This window comes from Streptomyces sp. NPDC018019 (genome assembly GCF_044327805.1).
Lineage (GTDB): Bacteria > Actinomycetota > Actinomycetes > Streptomycetales > Streptomycetaceae > Streptomyces.
In genome coordinates this window covers 46,549-62,225 of the sequence record NZ_JBIRGD010000037.1, presented here as the reverse complement: position 1 = coordinate 62,225, position 15,677 = coordinate 46,549, and the positions used below count along the sequence as shown (strand labels likewise).

Genomic DNA, 15,677 nt, shown 5'->3' with positions numbered 1-15,677 from the left:
CTGTCGTCTTCCTGTGCATCGCCGGTCTGCCGGTGTGGGTGGCAGTGCCGGGGCAGATGGTCGGCAAGGGCTGGGCGACCGCCCTTCCCGCGCTCCTGGTCCTGCTCGGACGCATCCGCCGCACCTGGGCGGCCGGGGCACGGCGCGTACTGCACGGCTGGGTCACCGGATGATCCCTGACGCTCAGCCGCAGTTGCGTCTGGTCCCCGTCCGCTTCCGGGACGCAGCCGTATTCGTGCGGATGTGGCACCGCCACCACCGCCCGCCTCAAGGCCGTGTGTTCTCCGTCGGTGCCGCCGACGGGACCGGTGTACTACGCGCCGTGGCGATCGTCGGCAGGCCGGTCTCCCGCTACCTGGACAACGGCGCCACCCTCGAAGTCACCCGCCTGGCCAGTGACGGTGCCCGAAACGCCAACTCGATGCTGTACGCGGCTGCGTGGAGGACCGCATCCGCGCTCGGTTACAGCCGCTTGATCACTTACACCCAGCACGGCGAGTCCGGCGCGAGCCTACGCGGTGCCGGGTGGCGAGTCATTGCCCGCCGCCCTGCCCGCCCCGGCTGGCACTGCCCTTCGCGCCCACGCACCGACCACGGCACGGACGGCATCCCCCGCATGCTGTGGGAGGCGCCGTGCTCCACTTCGGCCTCGGGGAACATCGGTGCAGCCGTCGGCGCCGAGAGTGATCAAGGTCAACTGGCGCAGTGATCGTCTTCGTTCGCTGAAAGAACGTCGATCAGGGGCGCCCAGGAGATCAACGGCAGAGTCAGGCCATCCCCCACACCACTGACACCGCGTTCTGTGAGCCGCCGCACGAAGGGGACCAGAGCCACCGTCCGGCAACACCTGCGAGTGAAAAACAGCGGCTGTTCGGATCACTGCCGCCATGTCGGGCATGTCCATGCTGTCCGACAGATCGGTCCTCGGCCGGTCCCGCCGCCCCCTGCGGCGGCGCGTCGGCCGGGGCCGGCGAGCAGAGAGGAAAACGCCATGAATGTGCGGTCGTTCGTCCGCCGTCCGCTCCTCGCCGCCGTCGCGATGGCTCTCGCCGGCGCGGCCTCCGTGGTGGCCGCCGCGCCGGCGGCCCACGCCCTCGGCACCGACTACGTCTGCGCCGGATTCGACTACGACGCCGAGGGCCGCATCCTGCACGGCTACGGCTGCCAGGCCTACGACGCCAATCACGCCCCGTCGGGTGTCCTGTTCCAGTACCGCGGCGAGCGGGAGTACGCCTTCGAGTGCGTGAGCGCCCACCCTTACCCCCAGGACGAAACGGTAGTCCTCGGCCTGGTCTGCGACGAGCTCTGACCCGCCTCCCGGGCCGTCTGCGGCGGCCGCTTCGTCACCGACGGCGAGTTCGCCGAGCCGGGTGGCCGCGGTCCGGTTCGCATCAAGGCGGGGCCGCGGTAAGCCGACGCCTCTCAGCTGCTGTCCTTCGCTGGTGTACCGCAGCACGGCAACGGGGCAGGTGAACGACTGGTCACACCGGCTGTGCCCCCCTGTAGCGTGACATCCATGATGCTTTGGATCTTCATCGCTATGGCCTTAGTTCTCGGCAGCGTGACCATTTTGCTGTCCTTGCACAGTAGGGGTGAGCAGCAGGAAAGCGGTTGCCGGTGACCACGCTGGCGGCGCGGAAAGAGTTTGAGGAAACAGCCTCGGAGTGAGTGATCGGGGGCCGTACGCTGTTTCGCGAGTCGGCCAGGTCGTTGCTGCCTGCGACGGCCCGATGCGGTGCCGAGTCGATGCCCTTGCCGTGGGACGACTTCGATGTCCTCCTCCTCGCCGGCACCACCGACTGGAAGCTCGGCCAGCATGCCCGGGACCTCACCGCTCAGGCTCTCGAACTGGGCAAGAGCATCCACATGGGCCGCGTGAACTCTGCCCGCCGCTACCGCTACGCCCGTCCCCTGGGCTGTGACTCAGCCGACGGCACGTTCCCAGCAAGCCACCTGACCACTCCAGTTCGGTTGGCCAGGCCCACGCGAGAAGTGGGCGGGCCCGAGTACGGGCCCGGCCACCGGCTGTCTGCGCCCTGGGTCAGGTGCTGCTGCTGTGGCCTCGGCCGGCAGCTTCCTTCAGGAGCTGGAGCAGGTCGGTGGTCTCACCGGCCGGAGGTGCCTTGATGGCTGCCGTGGTTCCGTAGTCGGAGTAGGACGTAGAGGTGCTGAGGGTGCCCATCGGTGTCTTGATGTCCACGCTCATCCGTACCGGCAGGTCGTCGCTGTTGACCCACACGTCGTAGTCGTAGCCCTTGATGCCGCTCTTCTTGACGTTCGCGAGCAGCTTCTCGCGGTCCTCGGGCTTGAGCGCGTCGACGACCTTGGCGCCCTTCAGCCCCTCCTCGACCGTCAGCGAACCCTTGTAGTGCTCGGCGCGCACCCCGTCGACGTCTCCGGAGCCGAGGTGCTTGACGTTCGGCGAACCGAGAAGCATGGCGAGTTGCTGGGCCGGGTCCTGCTTGGTGTCGTCGAGGCCGGCGGTGACGGCCTTGGTCATCTCGCTGTCACCGGCCTCCTTGGCGGCGGCCTTCAGGTCGAACTTGCCCCACTTCTTGCCGCCGGAGTCGCCCATGTCCATGTAGGCGACGCCGTCGACCAAGATCATGCGCTTGGCTTCGCCGTCCTCCGGCTTCACCTTGGAGGCGTCGCTCATGGTCATGTCCAGCGCCGTGGGATTCCAGGCCATCGTGCCGGTCATCTTCGTCTCGCCGCTGGCCGCCATCCCGGCGGGCACCGACATGGTCATCGTGACCTTCGCCGACTTCACTCCCGCAGTCTTCTTGTAGGCCGCGGTGAGTGCCTGCGCCGGAGTGCGCTGGGCGTCCGGGCCCCCGTCGGCCTTGGTCCCGTTGTCCTGGCAGCTCGTTATGCCCGCCAGTACGGTCGCCGTCGCCAGCGAGACGCCGATGCGTCGCGCGATGCCCTTGCGCATTACCCCACCCTGCTTGTCCGTCTATGTCATGCACTTTTCGTACAGGCTGCACATTAATACATGGGTCTGACAACTGACTCTTGATGTGGTTACGCCAGGCCCAACGCGCCCCGGCGACGCGCCCTCGGCCCCGTCGCTGTCCGGTGCCGCTCTCGCCCTGGCGTCGGTGATCACGCGCATACTGCGTGCGGCAGGGCCTCCTTGCGCGCCACGGTGAGCCCGGCCTCGCGCAGGCCCTCTCATCCCGGCGGCGCGCTGATGTCCGCTCTCCCCACCGCCCGGATCAGCTCCTTCTGATGCAGGAGGCAGGACGGCACTACGGCTCATCGCCAAGGACCCCAACACCGGCTCCGACCAGAGCCCGACGGTGTGGATCGATGAGGACAACGGGGACTTGGTGCTGCAAGGCTGGAAAGCTGACCAGGAGACGACCGACGAGTGCAGGCAAGACGGATCGATCCCCGAACACGAAGCTGTGGTGCGTATTCCGGCGCGGATGACGGCGATTGTCAGGGAGGCGTGCGATGCCGCAGACCGGCGTACCGAGCTTCGCTGAGATGCTGGAGGCCGCGCAGCACTCGGCGGTGCACCTGGAGATGCGCGACACCTACGGAATCGACTCCGCAGACGGCCCATTCCGGGCATGGCGCGAGGGCACCTGAACCGTGGCCGCCGACCGCGAGGCGCGGCGCGCCTGGTTCGATCTGGTGCGTCGTGCGGTGGGCCGGGGGGTGGTGATGCGGCGGGCGCGGATCGTGTCCGAGCCGGTGACCGCCTACATCCGCTTCGAGCACGCAGGGACCGGTCTGAACGTCGAGGCCGGCGAGGAGGTGCGGTGGCTGCCGCGGCGCCGGGCCTCGGACCTCGCGCTGCCGGGCAACGACTTCTGGCTGTTCGACGGTGCGGTGGTGCGCTTCAACCACGTCACCGGCGACGGCGGTTCAGCCGGGCCGGAGGTGACCGAGCAGCCGCACGTGGCCAAGCTGTGCCAGGACGCCTTCGAGGCGGTGTGGCGCAGGGCCGTCCCGCACGACGAGTACGCCCTCTAACCCGCCGATCCCCACTGGTGCCCACCTCGCCATCCTCAAGCGCACAGCAGGCCCGTGAGGCGCTGGCTGCCCGGCTACACGACCTGCGCCGGGCAGCCGGGTTGAGCGGCCAGGAGCTGGCCGAGCGGTGCGGCTGGTACAAGTCCAAGACCTCGCGCATCGAAAACGCCCGCACCCTGCCCAGCGACACGGATATCCGGGCCTGGTGCCGGGCCTGCAATGCCGACGAGGAGTCGGAGGACCTGCTGGCTGCCGCCCGGCACGCCGAGACGCTGTACGTGCAGTGGCGGCGCCTGCACCGCTGCGGGCTGCGGCAGGTGTACGAAGCGTCCCTACCGCTGTACGAGAGCACCTGCCTGTTTCGGGTGTACTGCTCCACCGTGATGCCCGGCCTCCTCCAGACGCCCGGCTATGCGACCGATCTACTCGCGGCCATCACCGCGTTCCAGGGCACGCCCGACGATGTTCCCGCGGCGGTCGCCGCGCGCACCGCCCGCTCGCGCGTCCTGCACGACAGCGGCCGGCGGTTCATGCTGCTGGTCGAGGAGGCCGTGCTGCGCTGTGGTGTCGGAAATCCTGAGGCGATGGACGACCAGCTCGGCCACCTGCTGGAGGTGATGGCCCTGCCCAATGTCTGCCTCGGCGTCGTGCCGTTCGGCGACCGGGCCCGGCGGATCTGGCCGCTGGAAACTTTCATGATCTTCGATGACGACCGGGTGCACGTCGAACTGCTGACGGCCAGGGTCACCATCACCGCCCCCAGCGAAGCCGCCACCTACGAACGCGCGTTCATCGACCTGTCGGAACTGGCACTCTACGGAGCCGACGCCGACGCACGGATCAGGGCGGCTCTCGGCACGTTCGAGTGAAGCCGTGGAACTTTGTGAAACTTCCTGGAGCCCCCTTCCCGCTGCGCCGTACGTCCTGGGCATGAACGAGGTCGCGGCGTCGCCCGCCCCCGAGGTTCCGGCCGAAACGGCCGACTCGTTGCCGATCGACATCGCCACCATAGAGGTGACCTGCGCCCGCGCCTTCGGACTGCACCGGGCGACGGCCCCGGGGCTGCTGGAACTGACGCGGACGCTGCGCGGCCATCTCGGACTGCTCATCCCTCCGGGCCTGGCAGAGCAGACGCCCCTGATCCAGGGCGCCGCGCGAGACGCCACCAGGCTGCCGAAACTGCCCGACAACCCGGCGACGGCCCGCACCCGCGCCCGCACGTTGGCGCAGGTGTGCCTCATCCTCCTGGAACCGCACCGCCCACCGGGCGCACCCACCGACAAGGAAGCGCACGGGTGACCCGGGCTGGAGCGTCCGTGTTCACCAGGCGCCGGGCCACCGCCGCGGACATCCCCCCTCACCGCCTCCCGGCCGAAGGGGCCTGCATGAGGTGGTCTCCCCTCCGCACAACAGCGCAGCGTTCCGGCAGCAAGGACGCCGAGGACGACGTCACCGAGTCCGAGCGGCTGCTGTTCGGCGGCCGGCTGCGCCTGGACTTGGCCTGGCTGCGGCACGAATACTCCTTCCTCGACCTGAACCTGCGCGGCATGGTCGTACGCCTCCCCCACCTGCTGACCGTGACCGCGCGCCTGGCACGCCAGGCCAACGCCCGCGCGCTGCGGCAGGTCGTCGGCGCCGAGGTGGGGCGCGGGGCGGTGCAGGCCGCCAGCATGATCGCGATCAACCACGTCCTGACCGCGCTCCTGGCCGCCGGGCCGACGACGCAGCGGCTCAGTGCCGCGCTTCCCGCGCTGGTGGCGGTCGTGGTGTGCACCGTGATCGGCGCCGGACTGCGGGCAGTGTCCACCGTCGGCACCGGACGGCTGGAGCCCGCGGTGGAACGCGTGGCCACCGAGATCGACCTGACCGCCTCCGCCAAGGTGGAGATGGCCGCGATCGAAGACCCCGACTTCCACCGGCGTGCGGAGTCCGCCCGCTTCGGCGCCGGCTCCGCGCGCCGCGTGATCCAGTACAGCACCTCGGTGATCAACGCCCTGATGTCGCTGCTCGCCTCCATCGGCGTGCTGACCGTGCTGCACCCGGCGCTGCTGCCGGTGATCGTGATGATGACGCTGCCCAGCGCCTGGGCCACGCTCGTCATCGCCCGGCGCCGCTACATGTCCTTCAAGGTGTCGACGCAGCACGCCCGCGCCGGGCGCCTGCTCTCGGAGCTGCTGACCTCCACCCGGGCCGCGGCCGAAATCCGCCTGCACGGCATCGCCGCCTTCCTGCTCCACCGCTTCCGCGCCATGTCCGAGACCGCCGAGCAGGAGCACGCGCGCCTCGCCCGCCTCGCCGCCCGCACCGGTCCTCGCCTCCGCCCTGACCGGCAACGCCTACGCGGCGACCTTCGGCGTGCTCGGCCTGCTGCTGTGGACCGGCGCCATGCCGCTGGCGGTCGGCGGCACCGCCATCATCGCCATCCGCACCGCCACCAGCTCCCTGACCAGCCTCGTCCGCCAGATCAACTACCTCAACGAAGAGAGCCTTTTCGTCGGCGACCTGGAGCACATCCAAAACGAAGCCGAACGGCGCGCCATCCCCACCCGCGGGCGCCCCGTACCCGAGCACATCGGCAAGATCCGCTTCGAGAACGTTGTCTTCACCTACCCGGGCAAGGACAACAAGCCCACCCTCGACGGCGTAGACCTCCGTATCCCGGCCGGGGCGACGGTGGCGCTGGTCGGGGAGAACGGCTCCGGCAAGACCACCGCCGCCAAACTCCTCGCCGGCCTCTACGTCCCCGATGACGGCCAGGTCCTCGTCGGGGCGTGCCGACCAGTGAGATCGACCGGCGGGCCTGGTTCTCCCGCATCGCCAACGTCTCCCAGGACTTCTACCACTGGCCGCTGACCGCCCGCCTGAACGTCGCGATCGGCCGCACCGATGTCGAGGGAACCGAGGAACGGCTGACCGCGGCCGTCCAGCACACGGACGCCGAAGACCTGATCGAGGACCTGTCGAGCGGCTGGGACACGCTGCTGGCCCGCAGCTACCAGGACGGCCACAGCCTGTCGGGCGGGCAGTGGCAGAAACTCGGCATCGCCCGCGCCCACTTCCGCGACGGCCAGGTGCTCGTCGTGGACGAGCCGACCGCCGCCCTCGACGCCAAGGCCGAACAGCAGGCGTTCGCCAACATCCGGGCTCTGACAGCCGGCGGGCAGACCGTCGTCCTCATCACCCACCGCCTGCACTCCGTACGCTCCGCCGACCTGATCTACCTCCTGCAGGACGGTCGGGTCGCCGAATCCGGCACCTTCGCTGACCTGATGGACCCGGACACGGCCCCTGACGGCAGGCTCCGGGCCATATATGAGATTCAGCGTGCCCAGTTTGCGGCAGACGCCGAGCACCCTGTTCCCCTTCAGAAAGGCCCAACGGTCATATGAGGTAACGGCCAATCCGGCTACGCCCGGGCCAGGTGTCAGCTGCTGCGCTGGGCGCCCCGGGCTGGTCTAAGTTCAATGGTCCTGAGGTGAAGCGTCTTCGATCGAAGAGATTGATCGTGTTAGGGGCCAACTTGGGGTAGCCCGCCTTGTGACAGTGCGAGGCCAGAACCTCCGGTCCACGCGGAGCGGTTCACTTCACTAGTGTGACGAACGTGTCTAACGGGATCGCCTGGATAGGCGCACACAGCACCACGCAGAAGTCCGCCGCTCTGCCTGGAATGCTCGGCGGGATTTCCCTGACCTGCGCCCGCGGACTCGACGCGGATGAGTTCCTCATCTCGCTGGGCGCCGACCTCGACGAGCTTGCCGAGCGCGTCCCGTACAAGGATCTCGACGTGCCGGTAGGGCGGCCGGGCAGGCCGTCCCCCACATCAATCCCGTTATGTACGGGACGTGCGGCGACTGGGTGTACGTGCTGGAAGACTGGGGCATGGCGACGTGGTACACCGGCTACCGAAAAGTCGAGTCGATGCGACCCGGACCGGACGAGGAGTTCGTCTGCGTGACGATGAACCGGTGGAGCCCTCCGTCCCAGATCATCCATGCGCCGGGTGACGGGCGCATCCTGCAGGCTGATTTCGGCGAGGGCACCGGGGAATCCTCCGCACTGGCGGCGGCGCTCCGGGCAGCGGGAGCGGTGTTCCCGGCCATCGGGGACGTGGGCGAAGACGCCGTGATGGCGTACTACGAGGAGCACGGGCCCCGGTTGCCCACAGCGGTGTTCACCGCCGTCGGCAACTACTGCGGCCTGTCCATCGAGCAGGAGGCCGTTCAAGCCGGCGACCTTCCTGCGCTCCTGGTCCCCATGGTCTGAGACACCACCAACACGACCGGTCCTCACCCCGCGCGTACGGGGCGAGACCGGTCGTGTTGGCGGCCGGGGGGCTACTTGGCCGTCAGCTTGCAGATAACGGGCGCGGCGCTGGCGTACAGGCAGGTGTTGCCCGGGGTCATGCGGGTGTCCAGCCAGTACGCGTCCTTGTCCGTGATCCGCATCTCACGCATGAACTTTGCGAAGTGCGAGCCCATGGACTCCTTGTTGTGCATGCCGGAGATCGCCGACCGGCCGCACACCTCCTTGAACGTCGGGTCGGCGCCGTTGAGGCTGAACAGGCGCACCGCCGAGCCCAGCTTCTTCGCGTACGTGCTCAAGCACGTCTTGCCGGTGGGAGTGGTGCCGCCGGGCAGCAGGGCAGGGTTCAGGCCGCCCTCGGCCGTTGACATGCCGCCGCTGTTGTACGTCGACGCGAAGGAGAACTCGTCGCAGTTCAGCTCGTCGGCGGCGTCGACCAGGGCGCTGGCGTCACCGTTCTCCTTCGCCCATCCGGTGGGGCAGATGCGGCCACGGCTGCGGGTGTTCTGCGCCTCGTCACCCATGTAGCACAAGGGCTTGAGCGCCGACAAAGACCCCGGATGACGGCAGAATGTCCGCGTCGATCTTGACGTCGGGCTTGTACAGGTACTTCTGGCCGGCGACCGACGCGTCCCACCGGTACGGCGTCGTCAGCGATGTGGAGTGCATGTCGCCGGGTGTCCACCAGGTCTTTGCGGTCCAGGCGTCGGGGCCGGGCTCGACGGGATTGCATGACCCCTGGCACAGGTGCTCGGTGAGCTTCAGGTTGATCTCGGCGAAGTCCAGCGGGATCTGCTGCGCGGGTTCGATGGTGAGGTGTTCGGTGAACCTGTTCTGTCCGTCGAGTCGGAGCAGACGTAGGAACGTGAAGTAGGCGGTGGCTTGGGGGACACCGTCCATGCTGATCACAACGGGTACGACTCGCACGTCACATTCGTCGTGCCGTGTGGCAAGGATGCTGGTGAAGTCCGTGTTGCACCAGGGGACGTTTTCCGCCGCAGTGGTAGTCGCCTTGGCGACCTTCTTGGGAGCCTTGTCCTTGGGGACCGGCGTGCCGAAGCACACCCGTCGTCCGTTGTCGTCGACCGGGCCGCACTGCTCAGCAGCTGCCGCCGACTTGCCCTTCAGCGACGCCATGGCACCGAGCGGTTTGGTCTGGTGCGGGGTCGGCGGCACATCGAACGAGCTGGGGTCCGGCGCGGTGTAGTCGGGGGTGGGCAGCGTCAGGTCGACGGGCAGCTCCACCCGGAACTTCGCCCAGGGCGACCAATTGGTCTCGTACAGGCTGCCGTCGTACGCGGACGTGTGGAACACGTAGTTGGTGTTCATGGACAGCTTGCCCGCCGGGACGTCCACCGTGACGGTTGACCCGGAGGCGACATCGGGGGAGACGATGACGCCGTACTCGTTGTCGGCAATCTTCGCCTTCGTCTTTGGCTTTCCTGCCGCATCCGCCGTCCACACCTCGAACGTGAGATTGGACTTGTCGCCGTCGGCGTCGGTCACCGTGTTCTTCAGCTGGACCTTCTGTCCCGCTGGAACCCGGCAGCGTCTTTCCTCGTCGACGGCGCGGCCGTGGGGTTCTTGCCCGACACTGGGCGAGAACCGGCAGCAGCGGCCGACTTCACTTCGGGGCCCGCGGCAGGACGGCTGGAAGGTGCGGCGTTCGCTGGGCGGCGTTGCCCGTGTCCGCCGCGCTCGCCGCGCCGGCGCTCGTGAGCAGCAGCATGGCAGCGCCAACGGCTATGCGCGATACCATGTGTCTTCTTCTGGACATACCTAACAAGACGTGTCCCTTCTAACCCTGCCCACATGCACCCGGGGGGGCGGGGTTGAACGGTTGGATGTCGCTCCCCCCTTCCTGCGGCCCGTGGTGATTGCCCGACAAGGCGCGCCAACTGGGATGTACGTCCTTATCGGGGCTTAACGGGCGTGACCTCAAACACGGTTGTATCCGGGTACGCAACGATCTCGTCACAGCCAGCACGAGCAAGCCGAACGTCGTCGATAACCTGAAGCCCCGCCGGCAAGACGCCGCTGCCGCGATGACACGTAGGGCGGCTAAAGGTCCTCCCGCGAGCTCTGGGGCATCGGCGTCGATGCATGATTCGCGGAGACACACCTTGCGACGAAGCTCCGCCCCGGTACCGGGGCGGAGCTGGGTCCGAGAGCAGCCAGCAGCTCGGATGGATGGGTGCTTGGCACGTTACGTCAGCCAAGCTCACGCCCAGCCGGCCACTCATGCCGCAGCCACACCAGAGCCGTCGTAGCCAACAAGCGCACACCTGCCCGTATCCGCAGAGGATTCAGAGAACTGTGTGCGAGGAGCGGGGCTCCGACCAGTGCACCGAAATCGTCCCGGCCCAGTCCAGGCTGGCCACCGGGCTCGGAGATCCGCCACCCTGCCAACCGTCACGACGTGGGCAGAGTCCTGCCCACTGGCGAGGTGTTCAGCCGAGCCGCTCACCACAAGGTCGGCACGAAACCACGTCGAGCTGCTCAGGAACCCTATCGATCATCCAGTACTGCTCGGGCGACGTCTACCGCATATGGGCTGATCACTCCCTCGTCGTCCCCAGCTGCTGCGTCCTCCAGCCACTCCGCGAGCGGACCACGCAGTTCTATGTCAGCCCGGCGGTTCCCTTGCCGCAACGACTCGACAGCCAGGTGGAGGGACTCAGCCGAAGGGCGGGCGTGGCGGTATGGATCTATCCCTTCGGGTCGCCCCAGCGGATGCGTCGGTTGAGCCCTGTGTGTGCTCGGCCGGTGTCTGACGGGGTCGCTCCGGTATTCGTGGTGGCGGTTCTGGTGGGCAGTTTCGTGGCCGGCCGGTGCCACAGCTGGTGCGGGTGGCCGCGCGGTCTTGCCGTTCAGAGAACTCAGAGCGGTCCTACCTTTCAAGGTGTGCTGGTCGCTCGTCCGGTCGGGCTGTCGGCCCGTCCACCGTGTGCGGGCCACCGTCCGTGACCGGCTCCGCTGTGTGTAGGGGGGCGATTCGACTGATCGATTCGGGCGGAGTGAGCGGTGGCGTGTCAGCGGGTGTCGGCGGGGGTCTGCTCGCCCTGGGGCGCGGTGGCCGTTTTGCTGCTGGTGGGCCGGTGGGTGATGAGGACAGCGGCGATGGCGGCGGCAAGGGTGAGGATGCCTGCGGCCCACCAGATGGCGGTGGAGAAGCCGTGGACCAGTGCGTCCATGGCGGTCTGCCGGGCGGTCGGTCCGGCGGGGTGGTGGGTGCGGAAGTAGTCGTTGGTGGAGCTGGTGGCGAGGGTGTTGAGCAGGGCGGTGCCGATGGCGCCGCCGATCTGCTGGGAGGTGCTGACCATCGCGGAGGCGACGCCGGCGTCCTGGGGGCGTACGGCGACGGTGGCCAGGCTGATGGCGGGCATGAAGGTCAGGCCGAGCCCCAGGCCCATGACGAACATGCCCGGCGCGACGATGGCGGCGTAGGAACTGGTGGGGGTGATCTGCGCCAGCAGGGCCAGTCCGGCGGCGGCCAGCAGCAGGCCCGGGGCCATGAGCAGGCGGGCCGGTACACGCGGGGCGAGGCGGGTGCCGAGGCCGACCGAGCCGATCATCATGCCGACCGTCATGGGCAGGAACGCCAGACCGGCGGTCAGCGGGCGGTAGCCGCGTACGACCTGGAGGTAGAAGGTGAGGAAGAGCAGCAGGCCGAACATGCCGACGACGGCCAGGCCCAGGGCGAGGTAAGCGCCGCCGCGGTTGCGGTTGAGCAGCACTCGCGGGGGCAGCAGCGGGGCTTTGACGCGGTTCTCGACGAAGACGAAGGCGGCCAGCAGCACGACGCCGGCGCCGAGCAGTGCGAGGGGGGTGGACGCGCTCCAGCCGTCGGTCTCCGCCTTGCTCAGGCCGAACACGATGCTGACCAGGCCGGAGGTGGCCAGCAGCACTCCGGGCACGTCCAGCCGCGCCCGGTGCCGGTCGCCTTCGGAGACACGTACTGCCTTCAGCGCGCCGGTCGCGGCGGCGACGGCGAAGACGATGTTGACGTACAGCGTCCAGCGCCAGTTGAGGTACTCGGTCAGTGCGCCGCCGAGCAGCAGACCGATCGCGGCGCCGCCGCCGGCCAGGGCGCCGTAGATGCCGAACGCCTTGGCGCGTTCCTTGGTCTCGGTGAACATCACGGAGATCAGGGAGAGCGCGGCCGGGGCCAGCAGGGCGGCGAAGGCACCCTGCAGGGCGCGGGCGCCGAGCAGCATGGCGGTGTTGACCGCGGCGCCGCCGAGGGCGGAGGCGGCGGCGAAGCCGAGCACGCCGGTGACGAAGGCTTGCTTGCGGCCCCACAGGTCGGCGATCCGGCCGCCGAACAGCAGCAGCCCGCCGAAGGCGAGGGCGTAGGCGGTCACGACCCACTGGCGGCTGCCGTCGGAGAAGCCGAGCGCCTGCTGGGCGGAGGGCAGGGCAATGTTCATGATCGTGCCGTCGAGGACGACCATCAGCTGGGCCAGGCATATGAACACCAGCGCCTTCCAGCGCCGGGGATCCGCCACGGGGGGCGCGGATGCGGACATGGGGAAACCAGCCTTTCGGTCAAGCGGGAAACAGGGATGCGGGCAGGCCGCAAGGGCGCGGCGATGCCGGTGCCGGAGCGTTGCGGACCGGCTGGCGTGGCGCAGTAGGGGCGAGGCATGCCGCACCCCGCCATAAATCCACAGTAGAATAATTCCATGATGGAATCAAAAGGGGGGCGGGTTACCGTGGTGACGCTCAGCACACAGACGGCCAGCGGACACGGAGACAATCAGCCGGTGATGGAACAGACCAAGGACGAGCCGACTGTCCAAGATCGCCTGCTGGATCAGTTGAGGATCTACGGAGCGGACTACGCCGACCTGCGGCGGCTCTTCGCCCGGTGGCTGGACCTGCACGCCACCGATGCCGCGGCCCTGATCGAGGTCGCCAACTGCGAGCACGCCGGAGAGCCGCTCACCCCCGCCCGTCTGAGTGAGCGCATCCAGCTCTCCCCCAACGCCACCTCGGCCCTGCTCAACCGCATGGAACAGGCCGGCCACATCCTGCGCACCCGCGAACGCACCGACCGCCGCACCGTCACCCTGCGCGCCGGCGAACAGGCACGCCTGCTGGCCGCCGAGTTCTTCACCCCCGTCGCCCAGCGCCTCCAAGCCGTCATCAATGCCTACCCGCCCGAGACCATCGAGCAGTTCCAGCACTTCCTCAACGACCTCCACCAGGCCATGCAAGCCTCCCTGGCCGAGGCCGCCCCCCGCACCGAGAGATAACCGCCGCGCCGACTCGACGGGGCCGGTCGACCACGGCCCCGCATCCGCCACGGCTTTTTGCACGGAGTCGGAGAAAGTGACCTGGCGCCCGAAGACCTTGCATCCCAGCGACGCCGTCCAGGGCCAGGCGCTCGAAGGCCATTCTGCTCGCAGTGATCGTCGGAGCCCTGATGGCCGACTCCGAACGAGACGAGGAGCGGCGCAGCCCTCCTGCCACCGACGGTACGGTCAGTCCTTCGATGAGCCGCTGAGCGGCCTCAGCGAAGGCAACTCCGAGGTATCGCACGGTTCGAACGGTGAAGGCTTTTCAAAGGGTAGGCCAGTCCAAACAGAGGTCAGCCAGTGGTCCACCGACTGCGTCCTCACAGCTGCCCAATGACCCCACTGAACCGGCAGAACAGGCGTTGTCTCCGCTCACCTAGGCTCCGGCCCATGAGCACGTCCGATCAGCACCACCACGTCCGTATCTCCGCCGCACCCGAGCAGCCCGCCGTCATCGAGATCGACGGCCGCGATGTCGCCTCGTCGGTGGAGGCGTACCGGATCACGCAGACCGTGGCCGAGGGACCCGAGGTGACGCTGTACGTGGCCCAGGGCTGGAACGGTGTGCGGTTCGAGGGTCTGGCAGACGTGGTGATCGAGCCGGCGGCTGTGCGGCAGGTCGTGGTCGGATTCCTGGACGCGGTGGACTGGCGCAAGCTCGATGAAGCCGTACTCGCCCGTGATGATCTCGACGGCGCGCCGGGGGAGCTGACGCGCGGGGTCCTGGCGCAGCTTCGGGAGTGGGTGCTGAGTGCTTGATCTGCGCGGTCTCGCCCGGTTCGCCGAGCGGCACCTGATGCCGGACACGGTGCTCGTCACCCGTGAGGTCGGTGAGGATGTGCTGGACCCGCGGACGGGCGCCCTCGTGCCCGCTCCTCCGCTGGAGGTGCACTCGGGCAAGACCGGGCTGTACGGGCATCAGGAACGGATCCGCAGCAAGGGCGGCCACGAAGGTGCGTGGGTCGAAGAGGTGCGGGCCGGGTACCGGCTGCTGCTGCCGCTCGATGCGCCCGAGATGCGGGAGGACGACACCGTGAAGATGGTCGAGGCCCGTGACAAGCAGCCCGTCGGCCGTATCTACCGCGTCGCGGCGCTCGGCGAGGTGTCCTCGGTTCCCGTGCTGCGCACGGAGCACAACCGCAGGGCAGGCGCATGAACGGTGGCGCGTTCACCGACCCCGCGGCGCTGGCCGCCGCCCTGGAACGAAGGGCCGCCCAGACGCAGGCCGCGATGAACGCCGTGATGCGGCACCGTGCCCAGGCGCTGGTCGAGCAGGTGCAGCACAACGCCTCCGGCCGCCCGGGACCGCGCGTGATCACCGGCAAGTATCGGGCCTCCTGGCGCTCCGACGTGCAGGGCACGGGCCCTGTGGTCGTCGCCGAGGTGGGCACCACTGCGGCGCAGGCGCGGCGGCTGGAGTTCGGGTTTGTCGGCGCCGACAGCCTCGGCCGACACTACGCGCAACCATCCTTCCCACATTTGGGCGCGGCCGTTGACCAGGCCGGGCCTGTTCTCGTGCGGGAGTTGAACGACGCGGTGAAGAGGTCGCTGCCCAACGAACTGGCCGAAGAGATCGAAGCGGCCTTGGCGGAGGTCTTCGGCGACTGGGAGCTGGGGATGCTCGCCCGGGCCGTCGTGATCGCCGAGGTCCTGGACGAGGACGGCGAACGCACTCTGCCCGTGATCACCACACCAGGCGTGCCGGACTGGGACACCGTCGGACTGTGCCGGTACGGCGCCCTGGCCACCGAAACCACCGGCAGAGGATTCCCGGAAACAACCAATGATCGACCGCGCTGCCATGTCCCAAGCCTTCCGGCAAACGCTGGCCGAAGTGACCGGCAGGCCGTGCGGGCTCGGAAAGCTGCCGCTCGTCGAAGGCCGGCCGGCAGAGGTGCCGTACCTGGCGCTGTATCCGCAAGGCGGCCCCGTCGGCGGTGCGCCCCTGGCCGACGCGTCCGAGGACTCGGAACTCCTGTACCAGGTGGCAGTCGTCGCTGCCCGTACTGATCAGGCGGAGTGGATGGCCGACCGGGTACGACGTACGGTCCTCGAACGCACCGCGACCGGCGACTGGCGGTGGCCGATCGA

Annotated in this window: 17 protein-coding genes and 1 pseudogene; 14 read left to right on the top strand and 4 right to left on the bottom strand. The window is 68.7% G+C overall.

Features of this window, described 5'->3' with window-relative positions; genetic code table 11:
- The first annotated feature begins 38 nt into the window (after window positions 1-38).
- From ACH4FX_RS38215 to ACH4FX_RS38205, 3 genes are all read left to right on the top strand, one after another.
- The gene (locus tag ACH4FX_RS38215) at window positions 39-173 is read left to right on the top strand and encodes a hypothetical protein (protein ID WP_398486098.1); all 135 of its coding nucleotides are present in this window, start codon (window positions 39-41) and stop codon (window positions 171-173) included.
- Window positions 170-709, top strand: a complete 540-nt coding sequence (locus ACH4FX_RS38210) for an XF1762 family protein (protein WP_398486097.1) — start codon at window positions 170-172, stop codon at window positions 707-709. The genes ACH4FX_RS38215 and ACH4FX_RS38210 overlap by 4 nt, the downstream gene beginning before the upstream one ends.
- A gap of 282 nt (window positions 710-991) precedes the next feature.
- Window positions 992-1,309: a hypothetical protein gene (locus ACH4FX_RS38205; RefSeq protein ID WP_398486096.1), complete on the top strand. Its 318-nt coding sequence runs from the start codon at window positions 992-994 to the stop codon at window positions 1,307-1,309.
- A gap of 732 nt (window positions 1,310-2,041) precedes the next feature.
- Here the strand turns inward: ACH4FX_RS38205 and ACH4FX_RS38200 are convergent.
- A complete protein-coding gene (locus ACH4FX_RS38200; RefSeq protein ID WP_398486095.1) occupies window positions 2,042-2,935 on the bottom strand; it encodes a hypothetical protein in 894 nt (297 codons plus the stop codon).
- Window positions 2,936-3,459: 524 nt separating this feature from the next.
- Between ACH4FX_RS38200 and ACH4FX_RS38195 the strand changes: the two are divergent.
- The 7 genes and pseudogenes from ACH4FX_RS38195 (at window position 3,460) to ACH4FX_RS38165 (ending at window position 8,247) form a co-directional block, all read left to right on the top strand.
- Window positions 3,460-3,984 (top strand): annotated as a pseudogene (locus tag ACH4FX_RS38195) (DUF6879 family protein).
- Window positions 3,945-4,853: a helix-turn-helix domain-containing protein gene (locus tag ACH4FX_RS38190; protein ID WP_398486094.1), complete on the top strand. Its 909-nt coding sequence runs from the start codon at window positions 3,945-3,947 to the stop codon at window positions 4,851-4,853. Before ACH4FX_RS38195 ends, ACH4FX_RS38190 begins: the two are co-directional and overlap by 40 nt.
- A 61-nt stretch (window positions 4,854-4,914) precedes the next feature.
- Window positions 4,915-5,283 (top strand): hypothetical protein, encoded by a 369-nt coding sequence (locus ACH4FX_RS38185; RefSeq protein ID WP_398486093.1) that lies wholly within the window; start codon window positions 4,915-4,917, stop codon window positions 5,281-5,283.
- Window positions 5,284-5,369: 86 nt separating this feature from the next.
- The gene (locus ACH4FX_RS38180; protein WP_398486118.1) at window positions 5,370-6,734 is read left to right on the top strand and encodes a hypothetical protein; all 1,365 of its coding nucleotides are present in this window, start codon (window positions 5,370-5,372) and stop codon (window positions 6,732-6,734) included.
- Window positions 6,658-6,837, top strand: coding sequence for an ATP-binding cassette domain-containing protein (locus tag ACH4FX_RS38175; protein WP_398486116.1), 180 nt, complete (start codon window positions 6,658-6,660; stop codon window positions 6,835-6,837). The genes ACH4FX_RS38180 and ACH4FX_RS38175 overlap by 77 nt, the downstream gene beginning before the upstream one ends.
- Window positions 6,756-7,373: an ATP-binding cassette domain-containing protein gene (locus tag ACH4FX_RS38170; RefSeq protein WP_398486092.1), complete on the top strand. Its 618-nt coding sequence runs from the start codon at window positions 6,756-6,758 to the stop codon at window positions 7,371-7,373. The genes ACH4FX_RS38175 and ACH4FX_RS38170 overlap by 82 nt, the downstream gene beginning before the upstream one ends.
- A gap of 442 nt (window positions 7,374-7,815) precedes the next feature.
- On the top strand, window positions 7,816-8,247 hold the full coding sequence (locus ACH4FX_RS38165; RefSeq protein WP_398486091.1) for a hypothetical protein: 432 nt from the start codon (window positions 7,816-7,818) through the stop codon (window positions 8,245-8,247).
- A gap of 71 nt (window positions 8,248-8,318) precedes the next feature.
- Here the strand turns inward: ACH4FX_RS38165 and ACH4FX_RS38160 are convergent, their stop codons facing one another.
- From ACH4FX_RS38160 to ACH4FX_RS38150, 3 genes are all read right to left on the bottom strand, one after another.
- A complete protein-coding gene (locus ACH4FX_RS38160) occupies window positions 8,319-8,810 on the bottom strand; it encodes a hypothetical protein (RefSeq protein WP_398486090.1) in 492 nt (163 codons plus the stop codon).
- On the bottom strand, window positions 8,803-9,792 hold the full coding sequence (locus ACH4FX_RS38155) for a hypothetical protein (RefSeq protein WP_398486089.1): 990 nt from the start codon (window positions 9,790-9,792) through the stop codon (window positions 8,803-8,805). Before ACH4FX_RS38155 ends, ACH4FX_RS38160 begins: the two co-directional genes overlap by 8 nt.
- A gap of 1,526 nt (window positions 9,793-11,318) precedes the next feature.
- Window positions 11,319-12,815, bottom strand: a complete 1,497-nt coding sequence (locus ACH4FX_RS38150) for an MFS transporter (RefSeq protein WP_398486088.1) — start codon at window positions 12,813-12,815, stop codon at window positions 11,319-11,321.
- A 240-nt stretch (window positions 12,816-13,055) separates the two neighbouring features.
- On the opposite strand from ACH4FX_RS38150, the gene ACH4FX_RS38145 reads away from it, so the two are divergent.
- From ACH4FX_RS38145 to ACH4FX_RS38130, 4 genes are all read left to right on the top strand, one after another.
- A complete protein-coding gene (locus ACH4FX_RS38145; protein ID WP_398486087.1) occupies window positions 13,056-13,544 on the top strand; it encodes a MarR family transcriptional regulator in 489 nt (162 codons plus the stop codon).
- Window positions 13,545-13,976: 432 nt separating this feature from the next.
- The gene (locus ACH4FX_RS38140) at window positions 13,977-14,345 is read left to right on the top strand and encodes a hypothetical protein (RefSeq protein ID WP_398486086.1); all 369 of its coding nucleotides are present in this window, start codon (window positions 13,977-13,979) and stop codon (window positions 14,343-14,345) included.
- Window positions 14,338-14,742 (top strand): DUF6093 family protein, encoded by a 405-nt coding sequence (locus ACH4FX_RS38135; RefSeq protein WP_398486085.1) that lies wholly within the window; start codon window positions 14,338-14,340, stop codon window positions 14,740-14,742. Before ACH4FX_RS38140 ends, ACH4FX_RS38135 begins: the two co-directional genes overlap by 8 nt.
- Complete coding sequence (locus ACH4FX_RS38130) at window positions 14,739-15,596, top strand: HK97 gp10 family phage protein (RefSeq protein ID WP_398486084.1); 858 nt, start codon at window positions 14,739-14,741, stop codon at window positions 15,594-15,596. The genes ACH4FX_RS38135 and ACH4FX_RS38130 overlap by 4 nt, the downstream gene beginning before the upstream one ends.
- Window positions 15,597-15,677 lie beyond the last annotated feature (81 nt).